At 27.6% G+C, this 23,137-nt stretch carries 21 protein-coding genes and 1 pseudogene; 3 read left to right on the top strand and 19 right to left on the bottom strand.

Annotated elements, in window-relative coordinates; genetic code table 11:
* Nucleotides 1–298: 298 nt before the first annotated feature.
* Nucleotides 299–1,312 (top strand): LacI family DNA-binding transcriptional regulator, encoded by a 1,014-nt coding sequence (locus tag FVE77_RS04335; RefSeq protein WP_036087986.1) that lies wholly within the window; start codon nt 299–301, stop codon nt 1,310–1,312.
* A 55-nt stretch (nt 1,313–1,367) separates the two neighbouring features.
* A complete protein-coding gene (locus tag FVE77_RS12635) occupies nt 1,368–1,625 on the top strand; it encodes a hypothetical protein (protein WP_172966412.1) in 258 nt (85 codons plus the stop codon).
* Nucleotides 1,626–1,672: 47 nt separating this feature from the next.
* Here the strand turns inward: FVE77_RS12635 and FVE77_RS04330 are convergent, their stop codons facing one another.
* From FVE77_RS04330 to FVE77_RS04290, 10 genes are all read right to left on the bottom strand, one after another.
* The gene (locus FVE77_RS04330) at nt 1,673–3,505 is read right to left on the bottom strand and encodes a DKNYY domain-containing protein (RefSeq protein ID WP_026746646.1); all 1,833 of its coding nucleotides are present in this window, start codon (nt 3,503–3,505) and stop codon (nt 1,673–1,675) included.
* Between the two features lie 61 nt (nt 3,506–3,566).
* Entirely contained in the window at nt 3,567–6,827 is a 3,261-nt protein-coding gene (locus tag FVE77_RS04325; RefSeq protein ID WP_026746647.1) for a DKNYY domain-containing protein, read from the bottom strand.
* A 68-nt stretch (nt 6,828–6,895) separates the two neighbouring features.
* Nucleotides 6,896–7,831 (bottom strand): DKNYY domain-containing protein, encoded by a 936-nt coding sequence (locus FVE77_RS04320; RefSeq protein ID WP_269472250.1) that lies wholly within the window; start codon nt 7,829–7,831, stop codon nt 6,896–6,898.
* Nucleotides 7,832–8,055: 224 nt separating this feature from the next.
* Nucleotides 8,056–9,870, bottom strand: a complete 1,815-nt coding sequence (locus tag FVE77_RS04315; RefSeq protein WP_026746648.1) for an Hsp70 family protein — start codon at nt 9,868–9,870, stop codon at nt 8,056–8,058.
* Between the two features lie 36 nt (nt 9,871–9,906).
* Entirely contained in the window at nt 9,907–11,175 is a 1,269-nt protein-coding gene (locus tag FVE77_RS04310) for a J domain-containing protein (protein WP_026746649.1), read from the bottom strand.
* A 12-nt stretch (nt 11,176–11,187) separates the two neighbouring features.
* On the bottom strand, nt 11,188–12,882 hold the full coding sequence (locus FVE77_RS04305) for a DnaJ domain-containing protein (RefSeq protein ID WP_162141769.1): 1,695 nt from the start codon (nt 12,880–12,882) through the stop codon (nt 11,188–11,190).
* Between the two features lie 12 nt (nt 12,883–12,894).
* Nucleotides 12,895–13,563: a hypothetical protein gene (locus FVE77_RS04300; protein ID WP_051254503.1), complete on the bottom strand. Its 669-nt coding sequence runs from the start codon at nt 13,561–13,563 to the stop codon at nt 12,895–12,897.
* Between the two features lie 19 nt (nt 13,564–13,582).
* Entirely contained in the window at nt 13,583–13,741 is a 159-nt protein-coding gene (locus FVE77_RS12455; RefSeq protein ID WP_154669753.1) for a hypothetical protein, read from the bottom strand.
* Between the two features lie 83 nt (nt 13,742–13,824).
* On the bottom strand, nt 13,825–15,114 hold the full coding sequence (locus tag FVE77_RS04295; RefSeq protein ID WP_026746652.1) for a hypothetical protein: 1,290 nt from the start codon (nt 15,112–15,114) through the stop codon (nt 13,825–13,827).
* Nucleotides 15,115–15,187: 73 nt separating this feature from the next.
* Entirely contained in the window at nt 15,188–15,679 is a 492-nt protein-coding gene (locus tag FVE77_RS04290) for a very short patch repair endonuclease (RefSeq protein WP_036087989.1), read from the bottom strand.
* Nucleotides 15,680–15,809: 130 nt separating this feature from the next.
* Between FVE77_RS04290 and FVE77_RS13095 the strand changes: the two are divergent.
* A pseudogene (locus FVE77_RS13095) lies at nt 15,810–15,932 on the top strand (DNA cytosine methyltransferase); the annotation flags it as partial.
* Nucleotides 15,933–16,011: 79 nt separating this feature from the next.
* Here the strand turns inward: FVE77_RS13095 and FVE77_RS04280 are convergent.
* The 9 genes from FVE77_RS04280 to FVE77_RS04245 all read right to left on the bottom strand — a co-directional run bounded on the left by FVE77_RS04280 (nt 16,012) and on the right by FVE77_RS04245 (nt 22,905).
* Nucleotides 16,012–16,818: a tetratricopeptide repeat protein gene (locus FVE77_RS04280; RefSeq protein ID WP_026746654.1), complete on the bottom strand. Its 807-nt coding sequence runs from the start codon at nt 16,816–16,818 to the stop codon at nt 16,012–16,014.
* Between the two features lie 12 nt (nt 16,819–16,830).
* Nucleotides 16,831–16,968, bottom strand: coding sequence for a hypothetical protein (locus tag FVE77_RS12450; protein WP_162141764.1), 138 nt, complete (start codon nt 16,966–16,968; stop codon nt 16,831–16,833).
* 2 nt (nt 16,969–16,970) lie between these two features.
* On the bottom strand, nt 16,971–17,123 hold the full coding sequence (locus tag FVE77_RS04275) for a hypothetical protein (RefSeq protein WP_026746655.1): 153 nt from the start codon (nt 17,121–17,123) through the stop codon (nt 16,971–16,973).
* A gap of 15 nt (nt 17,124–17,138) precedes the next feature.
* Entirely contained in the window at nt 17,139–17,693 is a 555-nt protein-coding gene (locus tag FVE77_RS04270; RefSeq protein ID WP_026746656.1) for a hypothetical protein, read from the bottom strand.
* On the bottom strand, nt 17,693–19,135 hold the full coding sequence (gene purB, locus FVE77_RS04265; protein WP_026746657.1) for an adenylosuccinate lyase: 1,443 nt from the start codon (nt 19,133–19,135) through the stop codon (nt 17,693–17,695). The genes FVE77_RS04270 and purB overlap by 1 nt, the downstream gene beginning before the upstream one ends.
* A gap of 14 nt (nt 19,136–19,149) precedes the next feature.
* Nucleotides 19,150–20,112 carry a DNA cytosine methyltransferase gene (gene dcm / locus FVE77_RS04260; RefSeq protein ID WP_036087992.1) on the bottom strand — a complete coding sequence of 321 codons (963 nt, stop codon included), beginning with the start codon at nt 20,110–20,112 and terminating at the stop codon, nt 19,150–19,152.
* Between the two features lie 327 nt (nt 20,113–20,439).
* On the bottom strand, nt 20,440–20,916 hold the full coding sequence (locus FVE77_RS04255) for a hypothetical protein (RefSeq protein ID WP_026746658.1): 477 nt from the start codon (nt 20,914–20,916) through the stop codon (nt 20,440–20,442).
* Nucleotides 20,917–20,992: 76 nt separating this feature from the next.
* Nucleotides 20,993–21,430: a rhodanese-like domain-containing protein gene (locus FVE77_RS04250; RefSeq protein ID WP_036087996.1), complete on the bottom strand. Its 438-nt coding sequence runs from the start codon at nt 21,428–21,430 to the stop codon at nt 20,993–20,995.
* Nucleotides 21,431–21,606: 176 nt separating this feature from the next.
* A complete protein-coding gene (locus FVE77_RS04245; RefSeq protein ID WP_026746660.1) occupies nt 21,607–22,905 on the bottom strand; it encodes an adenylosuccinate synthase in 1,299 nt (432 codons plus the stop codon).
* Nucleotides 22,906–23,137 lie beyond the last annotated feature (232 nt).

Genomic DNA, 23,137 nt, shown 5'->3' with positions numbered 1-23,137 from the left:
TATTAAATATTTTTTAATCATAGATTGTATAATAGATGTATTCGATAACCTAAGTTTTTTTATTTTCACAAGGGGTCAAGACCCCTTGCTTTAGAATATTTGTTTTATTAAATTCTAAATATATATAGTTATCGAACAGGTCTAATATATTGCGACAAACTGAAAAAATAATTTTATTATATTCAAAAAATAAAAAATTCTAAACTGATATTTAATATTTAAATGGTAAAATATGATATAACATTTATTAATGATTGAAATAAAAAAAATAATATTTATGATTTAAGGAAGTAATATAATGAAAATAGAAGAAATAGCTAAATTATCAGGATTTTCAAAATCAACAGTATCTCGTGTGATTTCAAATAATGGTTATGTTAGTAAAGAAACAAAAGAAAAAATATTAAAAATTATTGAAGAGGTAAATTATATACCAAATGGAATCGCCCGTTCCTTATCTAGCAATAAGTCAAATACAGTAGCTGTAATTATACCAGATATTCAAAATTCATATTTTGGAGATATAATAAAGGGAATTTCTAACATAATGGATAAAAATAATTTACATATGCTTGTTTACAGTACTGATGAAAATATAAAAAAAGAAAAAAAAGTATTTCAAAATGTAATTGAACAAAGACCAAGTGGTATTATCCTTTCGATATCTCTTCAGTATCACAAAAAAAAGGATATAAAAGTATTGCTTGATTCAGGTATTCCTTTTGTTTTATTCGACAGACAAATTTTTGATGAAACTTTCACGGGAGTATTTTTTGATGATATAAAAGGTGGTTATTTAGCAACAGAAGCATTGATTAATTCAGGACATGAAAATATTGCGATAATTACAGGCCCTTTTTCTACAACAAATGGATTAAATAGGTTAGAAGGATACAAAAAAGCAATGTTGGAAAAAAACAAAAAAATATCTGAAGAAAATATATATGAAGGGAATTTTCACTTTGATAGCGGATATGAAAACACAAAAAAAATTCTTGAAAAAAATAAGAAAACAACTGCAATCTTTATATGCAATAATGAAATGACTTTAGGAGCATTACAGGCAATAAGAGAAAAAAATCTAAAAATACCCGATGATATAGCGATAGTATCCTATGACAATCATAAATATTTTGAAATATTAGGAATAAATATAAGTGCAATAAATAGAGACATAGAAGAAACAGGAATGGAAATAGCGAAACTTTTACTTGAAGAGATGAAAAATAGTAGCAGAAGTAAGAAAATAGTTATCGTTTCTCCTACCTTAATTCTCAGAAATTCCGAAAAATTAGTAAAAATTAAAGATTAATAATAATAGCGATAATATGAATTTTTTACTACAAAATTAAGATAGAACTAATATAATGGCTATACTATATTTCAGAATAAAAATAGGAGAAGTTAAGAGGAAATTATTTTCAATAAAAATAATGATAAATATAAAGAACATAAGGAGAATAAATGAAAAAGTTAAAATTTACTTCATAATATCATCATTTATCCGAACATTAGTAACAAAAGTGTTAACAAAAGTGTCAACTACAATGAAAAAGCTGGATGCATCAATAACACAATTTATAAACTGTAAATACATCCAGAATCTTTTTAGCAAATTTTTTTAATATTTTATATTTGAATTATTATCATTTTTATAAAATAACTATTTTATTTAGTCTAATTCTTTTATTTTATACACTTTCTTCTTATCCCTTATTTTGTACCCGTTATCATTTTCATTATAATGTTTATCAAGAGTTTTTACGTCTGCTTCCTTAAAAATTTTACCTTTGTAATAGGTATTATTCTTATCTTTTGCATAATCTTCATCAAGAATTTGAAAAGTATCAATATCGACATTTTTACTTTCTAATGGAACAAATTTTGTGTTATTATTTTCATCTTCAGTAAAATAGTACAAATCTTCATTTTGCTTTACTAAAGAATAGTCTATTACTTCAAAGTTTTTAGGTTTGAATATTTCTAACTTTTTATTTTTATAATAAACATTATTTTTATCCTTAAAAAAATCATTTTTCAAAACTTCAAAGCTATTTACATCCACTCCATTTACTTTACGAGTTTCATAATATACTCCCATTTTATCTTTTCCAATAGAATACCCTTCAGGTTCAAAAGTTTTTATATCAGCACCTTCTATTTTTTTGAAATGATAATAAACGTTATTTTTATCTTTTGAATATTCAGAATAATTTTCGATAGGTTGTAAAGTTTTTAAATCAATTTCTGGAGAAATTTCAACTTTTTCAACAACAACTTCATTTTCTTTTTGATAAAAGGAATATATTCCATTTTTATCTTTTACATGTGTATAATTTACGAATGGCTCAAAAGATTTTGAATCAATTCCTTTCATTAACATTCCTTCGTAGTAAACTCCATTCTTATCTTTGTAAAAATTTCCGTTTAAATCTTCAAATGTCACAGGGTCTAAGCCCTTTATCATCTTCCCTTTGTCATAAACAGCATTTTTATCTCTTCCCAATGCATAGCCTTCTATTGCTTCAAAAGTTTTTGCATCTACTCCTTTAACTCTTTTTACATCGCCATCATAATTATCATAATAATAAACATTATTTTTATCTCGATAATATTCTTTCGATACTTCTTCAAAAGTATTTAAATCAGCATTTTGGATTTTTTTCACTTCTTCTCTTCCAAGATAATAAACCCCTTTATCATCTTTGATAATAAGTTTATTTGAGCCAATAACTTTAAAAGTTTTAGGATTTACACCTGTTATTTTTTTATTTAAAAAGTATAAGTTATTTTTATCTTTCCCGTATATAGAATCTATTTTAAAACTGCCGCTATCTGCACTCTCTAATTTTTTTATTTCAATATCGATATTATAGTTATCATTTCCCACATCCTCTGCATTTTCTACATCAATATCTGAAATTTTCTGTTCACTTTCTTTATAATTAATAAAATAAACGTTATTTTTATCTTTTAAGTACAAAAGCATCGTCATGTTTTCTCCGTCCACGACTTCTAGAGTATTCATATCTATTCCCGCAGGTTTTATTGACTTTATCGTAATTTCTCCATTTTCATATTTATCAAAAGTATAAATACCATCTTTATTAATTAGTATAGTTGGTACGTAAAACTGAACAATAACCTTGCTTTTTTCTGGACTAAAGCCTTTAATTTTTATAATCTCATTATTTGCAATATAAAAAACATTATCTTTATCTTTTGCAATAAAAGAATTTTCTATCTGAAAAGAATTCACATCTATATTTTCCAGCTTTTTATTCTTATAGTAAACATTATCCTTGTCTTTCGCAAAATTATCATTCTCTTCAAAAATTTTAAAAGTCCTAAAATCAATATTTTTCACAACTTCTTTTTTCTCAGAATCTTCCACTGTGTCAATAAAATAAATTTTATTTTTCTCTTTAAAATACCCTGCATTTACAACACTCCCTACCAAAATAAACAAAAGTAGAATTTTTAAAAAATGTCCTTTAATGTTCACAACAACTCTCCTTTTTTATTCTCAAGTTTTTGATTTATTAACAATTTAAATAAAATAATTTCTATTGTTTAATCTCCATTTCCTCCTCAAAGTCAACTGGATTTTTCCCTTCCATTTTCTTCCCATCGAAATAAACGTTATTTTTATCTTTCCCATATTTCCCGCTCATTGTTACTCTAAAACTATCTTTATCCGCTCCATTTATTTTCACAAATTTATTTCCATCTATAAAATAAACGCCATTCTTATCTTTGAAATAATTGGAACTGTCCATTGGAGAAGTAATTCTTTCAAGAGTTTCTAAATCAATGCCCTTACTATCCAGTCGAGTTATTTCTATTGTTTTTTTGTTATCTTCAGTTTCAATAAATTTATAAATTCCGTTTTTATCAACTAAAATTTTATCATATGATAATCCACCATCAAAAATATTAAAATTGTCAGGACTGATATTTCTTAATTTTTTTCCTTCATAAAAGACACTATTTTTATCTTTTATACACATTCCATTTATTACTTCGATACTGTTCATATCTATTCCTTCTACTTTTTCTCCATCATAATAAACGTTATTTTTATCTTTAAAAAATCCAGTATACTCTATTCGTTCAAATGAATTTATATCTGCTCTATCTAATTTTTTGAAATCACTTTCGTCAAAATAATAAATATTTTTATCATCGCCAAAATATTTCCAATCTAATTCCTTAAGATTTTCAAAATCGATTTTTGCATTAATTGGAGTTATTTTTAAACTTTTTTCATTTTCATTTTCCTCAAATTTGTAAATTCCGTTCTTATCTTTTATAAAATTACTTTGTATTTGTTCAAAACCGTCAGCGACAATCCCATTTATTTTTTTATTTTGATAATAAACATTATTTTTATCCTTTGCAAAGTAAATAGAACTGCTGTAAGGTGAATTTAAAACTTCAAATGTCGCCAAATCAGCATTTTTTATTGTATAAAGGTTATTATCCAAATCATAATAAACATTATTTTTATCTTTATAGTAACCATTCTCCAATTTTTTAAACGTTTTCAAATCAAGTCCACTTATTTTCAAGTTTCGTGTCTTTATTCCAAAATCATCAGAATTTAACAAAATATGTAAACCATTCTTATCCTTTACAATACTAAAACTTATTTCTTCAAAAGTTTTGGCATCAATCCCTTTTAACTTTTTATCAAGAAAATAGACATTCTTGTCATCTCTTCCAAAATTGTCAATCAATTCAAAAGTCTTAGGATTTGCACCGATTAATTTATAAAAATTCAATTTTGTATTGATAGAATCAGTTGATACGGGTCTTTCACTTGCTACAATATAAACATTATTTTTATCCTTGAAATAATCTTTAAAAAAAGATTTTCCAACAGATTCTAAAGTTGCAACATCTACCCCTTCTGTATTTTGCACTCTTGGTATGAAAGTTATACCATCCTCTGCTCTATCCAAATAAAAAACATTTTTATAATCTTTTATAAAATTTAAATCATTGTCTAATATTTCAAATCCTTTTGGACTAACACCTTCCAATCTCTGTTTATCAACATATACGTTATTTTTATCTTTTGAAAAAATTCCCAGCTCAAATGTATCAGCATCTGCTCCTTCCAGTTTTTTTAATTCCTGTTTATCTTCAGTCATATCGACATAATAAACCGAATTTTTATCTTTATAAAATGCTTCTTTAAAAATATCCTCAAAACTTGCCACATCAATGTTCAAATTTTTTATTGCTCTTATTTTAGTTTTTCCATCATCTGTCGTATAAATCTCATAAACATTTTTATTATCCTTTAAGTAACTATCATCAAAAATTTTAAGCCCTTCAATACCAACAGAATCTAGCTTTTCTCCATCATAATAAACATTTTTTCTATCTACCCCATAATTTCCATTTACAATTTGAAATGTATTTTTATCAGCATTTTTTACTATTTTTACTTTCCCGTTTTTATTATCTACAAAATATACGTTATTTCTATCTTTTATATAATTGCTATAAGAAGAATCAATGTCATCAAAAAATTCTAAACTTTTTACATCAATATTCAAATCTATTTTCTCAATTTTTCCATTAGAAAAATAATAAAGATTATTTTTATCTTTTACAAAATCATTCAATTCAAGCACTTTATCAGCACTTCCAACATCAATTCCGCTTTTGATTTTTTTTAAATCATTATCTGAACGATAATAAAAACTGTTTTTATCTTTATAGTAGTTCAAAATTCCAAAATACTTAAATGTACTAAAATCAATGTTCAAATTATTTATTTTTTTTGCTTCAATTTTATCGTTTTTTCTGTCATACAAATCGCTATTGCTATTAAATGTCAAATAGTAATTATTTTCGCTTTGAAGAATATAATTATCCTGTCCCATTTCTTCAATAACTCTAACATTATTCGGATTAATTCCGTTTATTTTTTCACCAATATAATAAATTCCATTTTTATCTTTTCCAAATTCCTCGCTCAAAGTAATAAAGCTGTTCCTATCAATATTTGGTAATTTTATAAAACCTTCTCCATCAGGAAAATCATTACTGTATTTAATAACAAAAATATTATTTTTATCTCTAAAATAATAAGTATCTCCCATTATCTCAAAACTTTTTGCATCAGCATCTTTAATATCCTCATTTCCTGTAATGTAAAAAACTCTATTTTTATCTTTTCCTATAAAATCACCAAAATTTTTAAAACTCTTAGAATCCACATTTTCCATCTTTTTACCGTTATAATAAACATTATTTTTATCTTTTGCGATATAATAACTCAAAACCTCAAAAGAATTTTTATCTGCTCCTTGTATTTTTTCCAAATTCTCATAGGCATAGTAAATATTATTTTTATCAACAAAATAATCTATGCTCGTAACATCTTTGCCATTTTCTAAAGCTCTAAAAGTTTTAACATCAAGTTCATCTAAAGATATTTTTTTCGTATTTATTTTATTATCCGAAGATACTGGTATACTATCTGTAATATCAGCTTCAATTTTATATACATTTTTACTATCTTTCACATAATTTTCTTTTACTGTTTCAAATCCTTCAGGCAAAACATCTTTAAGTTTCTTACCATAAAAATAAACATATTTATTATCTTTTGCATAATAATCGCCAATAAGCCCTCTATCTTCCTTTAAAGGTTCAAAACTTTCAATATCTACATCTTTTACTTTCGACTTAATCTCATAATATGGCATTTTATAATAAATTTCACCATTTTCCTTAAAATATTCGGCATTTGCAATGCTTCCTGCTAGGATAAATAAAATTAATATTTTTAATAAATTTTTTCTTTTCATACACTTACTCCTTATTTTATAAGTTTTAATTTTTAGTAAATAAAATACTTTTTTAACTTTTCAACTTTTTATTCTCTTTCTATTTTTATGAGATTCATATTGTCATCAATTTTATAAAACTCATTATTATATTTTATCTCATTGTCTACAATTTTAAAATGGTTTGGATTAATATTATTTAACTTTTTCCCTTTATAATAAACATTGTTTTTATCCTTTGCATATAAGTATTCAATAACTTGAAACGTTTTGTAATCAGCATTTTCTATCTTTTTTATCTCTACATTTTCTTCATCCACATAATAGACATTCTTTTCATCTTTTATATATTCATTACTTCTTTCGCCATTTTTTTCTTTCAAAAATTTAAGTATTTTTATATCAGCTTCATTTTTAAATTTAATAAGCGTTTTTCCTTTTTTTATATCATCAGTTTCGTCATAATAATAAAAATTATTTTTATCTTTATAAACTCTCATGGAAAAACTTTCAAAAGTATCCTTGTCAATTGTGAAATCCATTTTTTTGGCATACATTTTTTCATTCGAATTATTTTCATAAACAAGATAAAAATCATTCCCGCTTTTAATGATATTGTCAGGAACACTGCTTAACGAAGTCCAAAACTCAAAATTATTCGGACTTACACCTTTCACTTTTTGTCCATAAAAATACAGATTATTCTTATCTTTAGCATAAAAAAAGTCCAAATAAACAAATGTCTCTAAATCAACTTTTTCATCAATTTTTTTCATATCAAAATAAGCATTGTTCTTATCTTTAAAATAATAATCTCCAACCGATTTAAGTGTTTTTGTATCTACCTCTTTCAATTCCTTTTTTTCATAAGCATCAAAAACAATTTTCTCATCCTTCACAAAATGACTTCCAAATATTTTAGCACTTTTAGGATCTATTTTTTCAATCTTTTCCCCTTGATAATAAATATTATTCTTATCTTTTGCAAAATCATTTTCCAATATTTCAAATGATTTTTTATCTATATTTTTTAATAATTTTGGCTTTTGTTACATCCATTCCCGATAATAAATTTCTCCATTTCTTTTTATATATTCTGCATTCACAATATTTCCTGTCAAAATTAATAACCCAAATATTTTTAACAATTTTTTTATTTTCATAATCATTTTCTCCTTATTAAAGTTACGCTTATTATTTATAAAAGTCCACAAATCTCAATAAACACAATATTTTAAAATTCATTTTTCTAATTCCAAAACTCCAGTTCGTCTTCCTCTTCCACAGCCCCATCTTCTTCCTTTTCATCAATATCTCTCAAAATATCATCAACACTCAAGTCGTTCAGTTCTGGATCTATTTTATCAAGAAAAGCTGAAAATTCTTTTTTTACTTTTTGAATACGGATTCTATCACCAGTTCTTACAATCATCTGATAATTTTCCAAATATTCTGAAACGTAGTTTCTAATTTCTGTATTTACTATTTCTGCATAAATTCGGTTTGCCCTTTCAATCAGCAATTTATCTTTGTTTTGATTTTCTGACTGGATTTTTATTTCTTCCAAAGTTTTAATTCTTTCGTTTTTTTCTTCTTCGGACAAATCGCCGTTTATAATTAATTTATTTCTCTTTTCTCCCGTACTCATTGCAGTTGCTTCTGCTTCTAAAATTCCATTTATATCATAAGTAAATCTTACGTTCACTTTTTCATTTCCTGCATTATTTCTTGGCACATTTATTTCAAATTCCCCTAAAAATAGATTATCGTTTATATTTAAGCTTTCTCCTTGATAAATTGCGATTCTTATTATTGTCTGATTGTCTTCTACTGTTGAAAAATATTCAGACTTACTTGTAGGAACCGTTGTATTCCTTGGAATAATCGGTGCAAATCTCTGTCCAATTACTTCAATTCCGAGTGTAAATGGACACACATCTGTCAAAATTCTTTCCTTAAATGCCTTGTTTCTCTCCTTCATTCCCACAGTTACACCAACGCCGTAAGCTACTACAGTATCAGGATTTTGAGCTATTGACACGAGTTTGTTACCTTCAATAAAATCAGTATTGTCAAAATAAGTTTTTTCTCCACGCATTTTATTAAAATACTTTTCCACAAATTCTTCCACAATTCCTAATTTTACAGCCCCTCCGACTAGCACAACTTTCTCAATTTCTCTTGCATCTGTATTTCCATCTTGCAAAGCCTTGTCAATCGCAACTTTTATTTTTACAAGCAATGGTTTTACAGCCACCCTGAAATCTGCCTGTGTAATTTCTGCTTTATAGTCTTTTCCTTTAATTTCCAGTTCAATTTCCACATCTTTTAAACTTATCAGTTTTTTTGCCCTGTCTGCCTTTGTGTACAAATTTGTTCTTTCATCACGGCTCAAGTCAGATATTGATAATCCTATATTTTTCAAGAAAATTTCACATATTTTGGTAGTAAAATCCTCTCCACCAAGCATCGTATCCCCACTTATCGAAATTACTTCCATAATATCCTCAAATGTTTCAAGCAAAGTAACATCAAATGTCCCTCCACCCAAGTCAAGCACGATAAACTTCAAATTCTGATCTAAAATATGGCTTCCAAGTGACAATGCCGCAGCTGTTGGCTCATTTATAAGCCTTTCCACTGTAAGTCCTGCCAGTTCTGCCGCTATTTTAGTATCTTTTCTCTGTTTATCATTAAAATATGCAGGCACGCTTATTATTGCCCTGTCTATCTTTTCATTCAGCTGCTTTTCAGCGCTTTCCTTTAAATGTTTCAGTACAAACGAAGAAAGCATCTGTGCATCAAAAGTTCTATTCTTTACTTTAATTTTTGCTTCCGTTCCCATCCTTCTTTTAAAATTGCTCGCAGTTTCCCCAGCGTTCATCATTCTTCTTTCCTTCGCCAGTTCTCCCACTATTATTCCATCATTTTCATCAATTCCCACAACAGACGGAATCAAAATATTCCCATATTCATTTTTTACAAACTGTATTTCCCCATTATCATCAATATATGTCGCCAAACTATTTGTTGTCCCCAAATCAATTCCAATCATTCTTCCCATTTTTATTCTCCTTCAACAATAAATTTTTTAAGTTTTTTATAAAATATCAAAAGAAACACTATCCAATATATCTTTTGCATAATTTCTTATCCTGTTGTATTTTATTCTATTTACAATCAGTAATTTTGCAAACAAGAATACGAGTGTTCCATTTAGTGTAAAATCAATTATTTCATATTTTAAATAAATTTTAAAAAGGTAGATCCCTAGCAGCAGAATCTGAATATAAAGCATGCTCGCTATATTTATGCTGTTTCCACGTTTTGCAAGCATAATATCATAATAACTTCTAGCAACTGCCAGTATAATTGAAAAAGTTTTCACTATTCCAAAAGTCGTCAAAACATCTTCATATTCAGCAGGCATCATATCCGTTATTACAGGCAGGCTAAAAATCCATATAAAAACTACCATTAAACTGCTAAGAATAAATACAATTCCAAACAACCCAGTTTCCTGATTTTGTATCTCATCATCCTGAAAAATTTCCATCCGATGAAGCATTTCCTTTATTTTTTCATAATGATAGGCAATTCTCTTAAAAGGCACGTTATTTTTTAAGAAAAACAGTAAATGATGCAATTTCCCGTTCTTGCAGCTTTTAGGATAAATGTTCCAAAATATAAAAAACCCAAATATTCCCCATTTTTTTACATTGAAATAATTTTCTACAAAAATTTCAACTGCCTTATTTCTTTCAGATTTCTCATTACTTCTATAAAGTTCCTCTATTTTCTGAAATTTTGTTTTATCTTTTATCAAGTGCAGAAAAATATAATCTTTCTCAAATTTAGTAATATTTTTAGACTGTAAAATCACATTATTCTCATAATTGTCATTTTCCAAATTCAAAATTTCCTTAATTCTTCTTTTCTCTTCTTTACCAAAGCTATCAAACTCCTCCATCAAAAATCTCAAACTTCCAAAAAACATTTTCTCCCCATTCAACAATTTCCCAAATGCCTCTATCCAATTATCTACATTCTTCTCAACTTTCTCCAATTCCCCGCTAAAAATATTAGAAAACTCCTCATCTTCATCGTTAGTTATTTCTATATTATATTCATTAGAAAATCCTTCATATTCATATTCTTCAAATTCTTCTTCATTTCCAAAAAACTCTTCCTGAAAATCCTCTACTCCATACTCTAATGCTTTCTCATAAGCCTCATTAATTCTCATAAACATCTCAGGAAAATCTTCAGGATGATACTTTTTCAGCATCTTGGAATACGCAACTTTTATTTTCTTCTTATCATCTGTCGGCTCTATTTCTAATATTTTAAATGCTTCCTTAAAATCCAAAATTATCACTCCTTACTTTTTTAAGACAAACACATCTAAAACTTTTTTTGAAAATTCTCTTAATCGTTTGTATCTTATATTTGTAGTTACTACCATTTTTACAAACAAAATGATATTAAAAAATACAAATTGAAATATTAACTGTGAATATAGTAAAAATGATATAATTGAGGATTCATATTCGGCATTGCCAATAACAATAAGATTTACAACAAACATTATACTCATTAAAATTGACAAATAACTTGAATATCCATATCGCATACTCCACTCAAAATTTTTTTCTCTAGCTATATTAACCCAGTCTAAAATTATGAAAAAAATAGTCCCCAAAATCGCTATATACCAGTCAACAATAGGATTTAAAAAGAACAAAAATAAAACTATCGCACCAAAAATACTCCATAAATAAGACGTTATGCGTAAACTTATTCCGATTTTTTTATTTTTTTGTTCTCTATCAAAAATTTCTATATACTTATTAACATCAACATATTCATTTCGTATTTTATAAGTTATAAATTTAAAAGTTGCACCTACTTGCTCTATGTCTCTGTAAGGGTATAACGCAATATTCTTTCCAAATAATCTAAAAATTTTAATATTAAAATAATCCTTAATAAATTTTTCATATCCTTTTTCATTTTCCGAAAAATTTTCACTTATAATATTTTTTACAATTTCATCCAAACTTATATTTTCACTTTTACCAGTATCTACCCAAGTTTCTCCTAAAATATCTGCATTCATATTAGAATTATTTAGATTATAAATCAAAAGTTCCATTTCAATTCTCGTTATATTTCTCCAAGCATAATCACGCAATCCATTTTTTTGTAAAATTTCTCTAATTTGATTTTTTTCCGAAACATCAAAATTAAAATGAAAATCACGTAAAATTTCTCGATATTCTGTTAATGGACGTTTTTCAGATAAAAGAAGATTTTTAAGTCGTCCTAGCCACGCAGATATTGATTTGTTTGTTATTTCATTTTGATCAAAAACATTTGAAAAATCTTGTGTTTTTTCAAAAAAACTTTTATAGCTTGAATTATTGCCAGAATTAAAAAAATTATCAAATATATCCTCAATAGAATCTCCTTCATATTCATTAAAATTCGATTGCTCAAATCCCAAAGCAATTCCGTAAGCTTCGTTAATTTTACTAAATATTTCATCATAACTTTCAGGATTGTTGCGATGATACTTCTTTAATAGCTCTTTATATTTCTTTTTTATTTTTTCTTTATCAGTTGTAGGTTCCATTTCTAGTATTTTAAACGCTTCTGTAAATCTATCCTCTGTTCGCATAGAATTTTTTAAGTATTCAAAAATATTAAGTTTTTCATATTTATTTTTATTATCTTTTTTTTCAAAAAACTTTTCCTTTGACTGTCTTTCTTCAGATTTTTCAGTAAATCTATATTCTTTTTTCTCAAATTTTTTTGAATTAAAAATATCCGAAAAATCACTCTCTTTCATTTTTTCCGTTTTTCTAAAATTTTGAGTATTTTCATACAAATTTTCAGAAAAATTATTTTCTGCATATCTCAAAGCTTTTTCATAAGCCTCATTAATTTTCATAAACATCTCAGGAAAATCTTCAGGATGATACTTTTTCAACATCTTGGAATAAGCAACTTTTATTTTCTTTTTATCACTCATCGGCTCTATTTCCAGTATTTTAAATGCTTCTGCAAAATTCAAAATCATTACCTCCTAAATTTCCTTAGTTTTCAAATAAAATGGCATCAGCAATTTAAAGCCTTTTAAAAATTCCTTTGTCAAATCTTCAAGATTTCCAAATTTTTCAATTTCTTCAACATTAAATTTGACAAGCACTTTTCTGATGTTCCCTTCTTTCATATCTTCAATTAACTTTTTCCTATTTTTCTCACTTCCTTCAATTCTATCCAGCATACAGTTTTCCTTACTTTTTGAAAATTGCACAAAATAATAAAGTGGATTTTTAATAGGTAATTCCAAAACCTTATTTTGTCTTTCAAGCGTATTTTCCCCAATTTTACGTTCAACAAAACTCACTTCCATCGAAATTCCAACTTTTTTAGTTTTCTCATTTTTAAAGACTCTAAGTGCAATTCCAGATTCATTTTCAGTATCTCCATCCTGCTTCAAAAACACCCAAAGATAAGGTCTTGCAACCTGTCCTTGATTCATCCAGCTGCTAACTTTCTGCAAATGAAATCCTTCCACATTTTCCTCCACAGACTTGGCAATTTCTGTAAAAATCTTTCGTGCAGCCTGTCCATTTTTCCTAAAAAGCTCCATATCTTCCTTTAAATTCCCAGCTTTTTCAGGTTTAATATATTTTCTCCCAGCATAATCTGTATATTCAATTAATGGCTTGTAATTAAATTTTTTATTCATATTTATCATTCCTTTTCGTTTAATTTTTATTTTTAAAATTATAACATATTTTATTAAAATAAAAAACTATACACTTTCTCCATTGCAAATAGAAAAAATATATAGCTTCAATTTCACTTTGTAACTTTACTTGCAAAGTATTCAGTTTTTTTAATTCCTCTTTCCCTTTAATTGCCATTAAACCCTCCTTCTTTCTTATTCTGATTATTTATCTTTTTCAATGATTCTTATGTTACTAGTACTTTAAAAGTTTATTTCTATTTAAATATTTTCACACAACTTTTTGTAGTCATTATTTATCCAGTTTCTATAATTTATCCAAATTGCATCATAAAGCGGTTCGCCTATCAATTTTTGAATATATAATTTCCCTTCTGGAAAATATTTTTTATTATGGACTTGTATCGTAGTAACAACCTGATAAATATCATCGTGCGGAATAGTTTTATAGTCTTTCGTTGACAGCAAAGGAAGTAAATAGCACTCATTATCAAAATCATACACCCAATCATCCATTAATTTGACATTATAACCACAATGTATCATTTTATCAAACAAAACTTCAGCCATCGTAAAGGCAAAATCTCCCTCATGTCCTCTATCCATTTCCTTCAAATTACCAAAATTTTCTTCCAGTTTTTTCCAAGAAGGTTTTTCAACATATTTTAGCTTAATTTTAGGTAAAAATTCAAATTCCGTTATTTTTAACCACTCACTTTTCTCGAATTTATTGTCAAGTACGAAAAATGTTTGACTTTTACTATATTCATAATCCTTCCAGTTTTTCAGAATTTCTCTGTAATAAAGTTCAGTATTTCCTTCTGGATTTAATTCATTACCGGATAAACGATTATCATCTATACGGCAATCTACATAAAAATCACCTTTATCAAATTCTTCAAGATAGCTGCCATAATTATTATATGGATATTTTAAAAGAGAAATATCAATCTTAGAATCTTTTAATGAAATTTTTTCTTTAATAAGTGAAAATATATTTGATAAAAAATTTTCTTCACTTTCTTTTTCTTGATATTTTTCTTCATCATAGTTATATATTGTTTTTACATTTCCAGAAACAATGATTTTTTTCTTTCCATTAATTTTTATTCTTCTCAAATCTGTTTTATCAGGATTTACTAATTTTAAATAATTCAGCCTGTCATAATTGAACCAATTTTCAAAAGCCTGTACCAAGGAATCTTTATAATTAAGGTTCATTTGAGATCCATTCCAATTTTTCATTCCTTCAGGAAAATATTTTTCGTGAAAAAGATGAACATTAATGCTCACTGACATTCTTTTATCAGTGGTTCCACCTCCGACAAATAAAGGCAATAAGTAATATCTAGTTTCAATCTCATAAATATACTGATATTCTCCTATTTCCTTCAATTCCACTTTTATTCCTTTTTCCGTCAGAAATTCAGAAAATACTTCTGCAATCTTCATTTTTTCTGGACTTTCATAATAATAATCCAAAAGCTGCTGTGTATCGTATTCTAATACACTAGGCAATTTGTTTTCAAACTCGCTTAAATTCTTATTCACAAAAAATTCCTCCTAGTTTTTGTCAAATTATTTCAAAGCCATTTCAGTACAAATTAACCAAATTTCAATTATTTTATTGCATGCTTTCTTCTGCAATCTCCATCTGCACTGAAATATCCTCTTCTTCATAATTAAAGACTCTTTCAATCCTGTCCCTTAAAACTCTCAGATATTTTTCTTTGTATTCTTCATTTTTTCTCATCCTGTTAATTTCACATTCCCAAATCGTAATAACACTAATATCCATTTCAAAAAGCTTCTCACGAACCTCAATATCCCTCTCTACATTTCTCCTAAACTTCTTTTCCCAATATTCAGCATGTGTCTTAGGAAAAGTTGCAATTTTACAATTTTCATGCCTATGCCAGAAGCATCCGTTCACAAATATCGCAGTATTGTATTTCAAAATAAAAATATCAGGTGTTCCTGGAAGCTCCGAATAATTAACCCTGTATCTATATCCCATTTTATAAAGCAATTTCCGAATATGAATCTCAGGCTTAGTGTTTTTAGATTTTATTCTTGCCATGTTCTGGCTTCTTGTGAGAGGTTTTTTCTTTTTCATTTTTACTATAAGTACTTTCTTAGATATTTTAAATAATAGATTATGTAATAAATAATAACATGAAACTATTTTTCTGTAAAGAAGAATCATTTATCGGTTAATTTTATGAAAAAAACTACCTAAAGCATTTTTAAAGGAATTAGTAACCATTGATGATGAAAAAACTTTTAAAACTATTATTGAAAGTCTACAAAAATTAGAATATACTGTCTTTTATAAAATTTTAGATGTTCAAAATTTTGGTTTAACATAAAAGACAAGGGGATTTCCCCTTGTTAAAGAATATAAAAAATTGGTAAAATGTCGCAATTAATATTGCAATTTATAAAATATTATAATCCGTGTTCTTCCATTATCAATATAGTGCTGTATTCCGCCTCTGCTTCTCGTGAACCTTTATCCATCGCCATTTTATAATATTTTTTAGCATTCTTATAATCTTTTTCATCTCGATAAATTGCTCCCGTATTTATCATTGCATCTATTTTTCCTTTTTGAGCAAGTGGTATTAAATATTTTTTAGCTTGTGTAAATTTCCCTTGAACTTTATATAAGATACCTAAATTATATTTTGGATCATCATTATTACCTAATTCTATTGCTTTTAAAAAATATTTTTCTGCTTCATCGTATTTTTTTTGATAATAACAAGAAACCCCTAAATTATAAAAAACTTCACTTTCTTGATATTTTGCTTTTAATAATTTTTTATAAAGTTCATCTGCCTTCTGATAGTTTCCTTCCTGCCTGTAAATTATAGCCAATTGGAATATTGCATCATTTTGATTTTTCACAGCCAATTTTTCTAGATATAATTTTTCTTTAACAAAATCTTTTTGTCTATCATAAAACATCGCTAGATTATACATCGCATCATCATACCCCATATCAGCAGCCATTTTATAATATTTTTCACCTTCCACTATTTTTCCTTGCTCCATATAAAGATAACCTAAATTATACATCGCATGAATATCTTTTTCCTTAGCCAATTCCAAGTATATTTTTTCAGCTTCTCTATAATTTTTCTGATCTAAATATGTTTTTGCCAATTTAAACTTTTCTTTAGAATTTGTATTTGAAAAAATGTTAAAAGACAATATCAAGACTAAAAAAATTAATAATAACTTGCTTTTCACTGCATCATCTCCTTATTTCATATATTTTTTATTTTTCTCTGCAACTTCCATCTGCACTGAAATATTTTTTTCTTCATAATTAAAAAACCTCTCAATCCTATCTTTCAAAATTTTCAGATATTTTTCTTTGTGTTCTTCATTTTTCCACATCCTTACGGACATTTTCCCGGATCAACTATACATGCTCCTCCTATTAGTGCTGTCGGTGCCAATATTGCTGTTCCCAGTACCACTGCACAGGAATTTAACATTGTAATGCAAAACACCAATAAAAATAGTAATTTCCATTTTTTCATAAATTTCATAAAATCACCTTTTGCTTATTTTTTAATCGCATCTAAAAACTCATCAAAACTATCAGAAATTGCACAAAAAAAGAATAATTCATAAATATTAATATACACTTCTCCAGTCCTTCTTTCAATGAATAACATAAATTCATCATCTTCCGCAATTGGAATCAAATCTTCTTTTTTAAACTCTTCAATTTCTGTTTCTCCAAATAACATTTTATACATTTGAAACCAATGTTTCTGCTCATTTTTTACTTCTTCATCTTCAAAAAATAATTTATTTGGAATGTCTATTTCCATTTCATCAATATTATATTTTTCATTTAACAGTTCGCCAACTGCTTCCTTTTCCATTCCTGTAAGCATTGGCAAATATGAAAAACAGTAATCCTTTATTTCGTCAATTGTTTTTTTAGAAATTTTATATTTTGCACGATTTTTTATAGCTAAAGCATCAAATTTTTCAATTTCATCTTTATATTTTTTAATATTTATTTTATTCAAAAATTCTGAATTAAAATATTCTCTTTCTTCATTTTTCCTTTTCCAAGAATTTTCATAATCAATTATATTATTTTTCATTAAACCCTCAATTCCTCCCTATCCTCCACAATCTCATCTTTATATTTATCCAAAATCGGATTAATCTCATTCTTCACAAAATCCTCAGTCTGCTGCCCAGCAAATCCAGTGTAATTAGCTGAAACCAAGATTCCTTCCATATCTTCCGCTTTAAGTCCTAATCTTCCGTCTTTTATAATTCTGTCAATTAGTCTGTTAGGATTTCCATTCAATTTAATTTCCTTTGTTTCTTCCATCGAAAGTTCTCTTATGATTTCGTGAACTTCTTGTCTGTCCATTCCTTTTTTAACTGATTCCATAATGATATTTTCGGTTGCCATAAATGGTAATTCCTTTTGAATATTTGCTTCAATTACTTTTGGATAAACGACAACTCCATCCATAATGTTAAGCCAAATAATCAAAATTGCGTCCACTGCTAAAAATGCTTGCGGAATCGAAAGTCTTTTACTTGCCGAATCGTCCAATGTTCTTTCAAACCATTGTGTTGCAAAAACTAATGCTCCTGTTTGCGAGCTTGAAATTACATATTTGGCAAGTGATGAAATTCTTTCACTTCTCATCGGATTTCTCTTGTAGGCCATCGCACTTGAACCAATCTGATTTTTTTCAAATGGCTCTTCTAATTCCTTCAAATGCTGCAATAGTCTAAAATCGTTCGTAAATTTATGAGAAGATTGAGCAATATTCGACAATAAATTCAAAATTTGTGCATCTACTTTTCTATCGTAAGTTTGCCCCGAAACACCTTGTTTCTTACTAAATCCAGCTTTTTCCGTAACCAGTTCATCCAACTGCTTTACTTTTTCAAAATCTCCTTCAAACAATTCTTTAAAACTAGCCTGTGTACCAGTAGTTCCTTTGACTCCTCTAAATCTTAAGTTTTCTAATCTAAATTCCAATTCTTCAAAATCAAGAAGTAACGAATGAAGCCACAATGTCGCTCTTTTTCCAACCGTTGTAAGCTGTGCCGCTTGAAAATGAGTAAATCCTAAAGTAGGCAAGTCTTTGTATTCCAATGCGAAATCTCTCATTTTTTCAATCAAAGTAAGCATTCTTCTTTTAACAATAAATAATCCTTCCTTAATTTGAATCAAATCAGTATTATCCCCAACATACGCGCTCGTAGCTCCCAAGTGAATGATTTTTCTTGCATTTTTCGCCTGTTCTCCATAAGTATGAACGTGAGCCATCACATCGTGTCTCAATTTTTTCTCAAATTCTGCCGCAACTTCAAAATCCACATCATCCTTAAATTTTTTAAGTTCTGCAATCTGCTCATCCGTAATAAAATCAAGCCCAAGTTCTTTCTCAGCCTCAGCCAAATTTATCCACAACTTTCTCCAAGTTCTAAATTTAAACTCAGGTGAAAAAATATGTAACATTTCCTTACTAGAATATCTTTCCGCCAACGGATTTGAATATATACTCATATTTTCCATTTTTCCATTTCCTCCTACTTAATTTTATTATCTGTTTTTTCTATTGCTTTTTTTATATTTTTAGCTAATCGTCTTATTACTGGCACAACTACCGAATTACCAGCCTGCTTGTATAAATGGCTCTGTGCCAAATTTTCTGGCAATTCAAAATCTTCTGGATAACCCTGGAATAAAAAACATTCTTTCGGAGTTAATTTCCTAATTCCGTATTTTGTTAAAACTAACGGAACGTTATGTCCACCAGTCCCCATATTTGCCGTTAATGTGGGGCATAAATTGGATTTGTTTTCTCTTACATATTTTCTTCTCCATTGATAAATAGTATCTTTTTTAGTTATTTCTTTTTCCAGCTCGTCATAAAAAATATTTTTTTCTTTTCTATAATAATATTTTTCATCAACTTTTTTATCAAAATCAATAATATCGCCTATTTTTTTCTCTAATTTCAATGGCTTTATATCTTCAAAATTATCATAATCTTCTTTTTTACGAAAACCTATAATATATATCCTCTCCCTGTTTTGTGGAACATTTCCATACTCACTTGCGTTTAGAATTAATTTTTTTAACTGATAACCATAACTTTCCAAAGTTTCTTTTATAACTTTAAATGTATTGCCTTTATCATGCGTTGCTAAATTTTTTACATTTTCTATAAAAATTACTCTTGGTTTTTTGTCCTTTATAATTTTAGCCAGCTGAAAAAATATTTCTCCTCTCTCATCTTCAAAACCCTTTCTATATCCAGCTATTGAAAATGCTTGACACGGAAAACCGCCAACAATAACATCTGTATCAGGTACATCAGTACTTTTCACATTATGTATATCATCTACAGCCAGTTTTGAATTATTATTCTTTAAAAAGGTTTTTGCGGCATTTTTATCAATTTCATTGGAATAAATCACATTAAATCCGACTTGCTCAAATCCCAATTCTATTCCACCAACTCCACTAAAAAAACCTGCTACTTTCATTTCAGTTTCCTCTTTTTCTTCTTTATTTCAGTTGTTTTTTTCAAAAAAATCTTCATAAGTTGCTAACTTACAAAAATCTAACATATATTTCCCATTTTGCTATGCAATTTTCATGCTCAAAATTTTTCCATTTGGTAATTTCACATCAAAAGAGTCTGTTTTGTTATTTTCTGTATTATATTCAAAAAATAATCAAACGGATTTTCACTTTCTGAAAATAAATTTGACAAAGAACCTGTTATTTTCAGCAGCTTAATATATTTTTCTTTATTCCCTTAACTTTGTCTTTCAAAAAAAGATTCCATACTGTCTTTCCTTCCAGTTAATTTAATTATCCCAAATGTAAATTGCCCCATCCTTAAAGTAAATCTTTTTCACTTCATCTTTATTTACACTAAAACTAAAATTAAATGGTTTATACTTAATTCCTTCATTATTTTCATAAAACCCTGTTACAACTATTTCTTCATCACTATTAACAAAATTTTCCATCATTGCAGTTGAAATTGTTTTATTTATAATAATTTTTGGATTTTTTCCATTTACTTGAAAGTCTTTTTCTGTATAAACTTTTTTATTATTTCCAGTTGCCTTAAAATTTTCATATTCCAATTCTATTTTATTTTTATCAGTTTTTGAAAGCTTAGTACCTTTCAATTTTACCGTAATTGTACCAAAAGACAGATTTTGTACAGCATTTTCATTCACAGACTTATCAGCCCTAGATTTTTTTACATTTTGTGCTGGAGCTGAAAATGAAATTGCTCCTGCAGCCAACATCAACACTACTAATATTTTTTTCATTACTCATTCCTTTCTTTTTTCAAATAATCTTTTTATATTTTACAGTTTACCAATAACGCCCTCTTCCCTGCTTGCATTATTTCACTACTTCCCCATTCCAATCTTTTATTCCACCAAAATCAATCACGTTTGTATAACCTTTTTCAATCAATTTTAATGCTGCTTCCCTGCTTCGTCTTCCACTTCTGCAATACACTAAAATTAAAGCATCTTTATTTTTCAATTTTGCTTCTGCTTCATTTTCAATAGTTTCCAATGGAACAGAAATCGCATTTGGAATATGCCCTTCGTTATATTCTTCCAAAGTTCTAACATCTACAACTATAACTTTTTGAGTTTCCATCATCTTTTTAGCTTCATCTGAAGTTATTTTTTTATATTCTGCTTTTTTCCCAGCTTTCGCTTCTTTTGACATTGTTAAATTCTGTTTTTCGTTTCCTGTTTTACTACAAGAAAATCCAAACACAGAAAATACTCCAATCATTGTCATCAACATTATTTTTCTTATTTTCATTTTATCTCTCCATTTCATTATTCAAATTTTTTATTTTGTAATTTTTCTCAAATTCAATATTTTGCTTTTCTTTTATAAAATTCTTAATTCCTATCCAAAAGTCTTTTCCTAAATTCCAAAATCTTATCTTTTGAATTTACTTCATTTCCTAAATAATTTCCTCCAGCTTTCAAAAATTAATTCACAAACTCTCCCAAATCATATCTATAAATATTCTGACTTCTTTCAGGCCCTACTGAAATCATCGAGATTTTACATTTCAATTTTTTCTCAATGTATTCAATATATTTTTTACAGTTTTCAGGCAAGTCTTCGTAATTTTTTATTTGAGTAATATCTTCTTTCCAACCTTCTAATTCATCGTAAATTATTTTCAAGTCTTTGGATTTTCTCAAGTTTCCAGGATAAGAATGATATACTTTTCCGTCAATTTCATAACCTACAGCCACTTTTATTTTTTCAAATCCTGTCAATACATCCAGTTTTGTCAACACAATATCTGTCAATCCGTCAATCAGAACTGCATATCTTCCGATTACCAAGTCAAGCCATCCACATCTTCTTGGACGCCCAGTTGTTGCTCCAAATTCGTGTCCTACTTTTCGCAAAGTTTCTCCGTCTTCGTTTTCTAATTCTGTTGGGAAAGGTCCTTCTCCCACTCTTGTTGTATAGGCTTTCATAACTCCCAGCACTCTTGAGATTTTTGTTGGAGCGACTCCTGTTCCGACTGTTACTCCGCCAGATGTTGGCGATGATGAAGTTACATAAGGATAAGTTCCGTAGTCAATGTCAAGCATTAACGCTTGAGCCCCTTCAAAAAGCACTACTTTTCCATCTTCAATGCCTTCATTGATTTCTACAACTGCATCAATTATTCTAAATTTTATTTTTTCAGCAAGTTTCATAAATTTTTCATAAAGTTCTTCCAAATCGAAAGTTCCTTTACCGTATCTAGTCAGCATATCGTTTTTTTCATTCACGTTCCAAGTAAGTTTATCTCTAAATCTTTCAGGATCCAGTAAATCACCAATTCTAATTCCATTTCTTGCAATTTTATCAATGTAGCAAGGTCCGATTCCTCTTTGAGTCGTACCAATTTTGTTTTCACCCATAGCTTCTTCCTTAGCCTTGTCAATCTCGATATGATAAGGCATTATTATGTGCGCTCTTTCATCGATAAATAAATTATCCAGCTTTTTCCCTCTTTTTTCGAGCTCATCAATTTCCGTCAATAATACTTCAATATCAACAACAACTCCAGCCCCAATTATACATTTTCCAGCCGAGTTAATAATTCCAGACGGCAATAAATGCAAAATAAATTTTTCATCATTTACAACGACAGTATGCCCAGCATTGTTACCACCTTGAAATCTAACTACATAATCCGCTTTTGGAGAGAGTACATCGATAATTTTACCTTTTCCTTCATCTCCCCACTGCGTTCCCACAATTACAAAAGTATTATTTCCCATATTTCATTCCTCCCAAATTTTTAGAATTTTCTTACTTTTTTAAAAACTGAACCGTAAAAACTAAAAAATCTAACTTACTAAAATTTTATCTTTTTACTATTTATTTTACTATATTTGCTATTTTTTTTCAATTGATTTAAATCTTTTGATAAAATAATTTTCAAAAAAAATAGAAGTTATCTTATTTGCCACAAATAACTCCTATTAATCAATTTCTATTTTATTTTTAGTA

The sequence above is a fragment of the Leptotrichia hofstadii genome (assembly GCF_007990525.1).
In the GTDB taxonomy this organism is placed as follows: Bacteria; Fusobacteriota; Fusobacteriia; order Fusobacteriales; family Leptotrichiaceae; genus Leptotrichia; species Leptotrichia hofstadii.
Note: the sequence above shows the minus strand (reverse complement) of the source record. Positions and strands in the feature narration are given on the sequence as shown.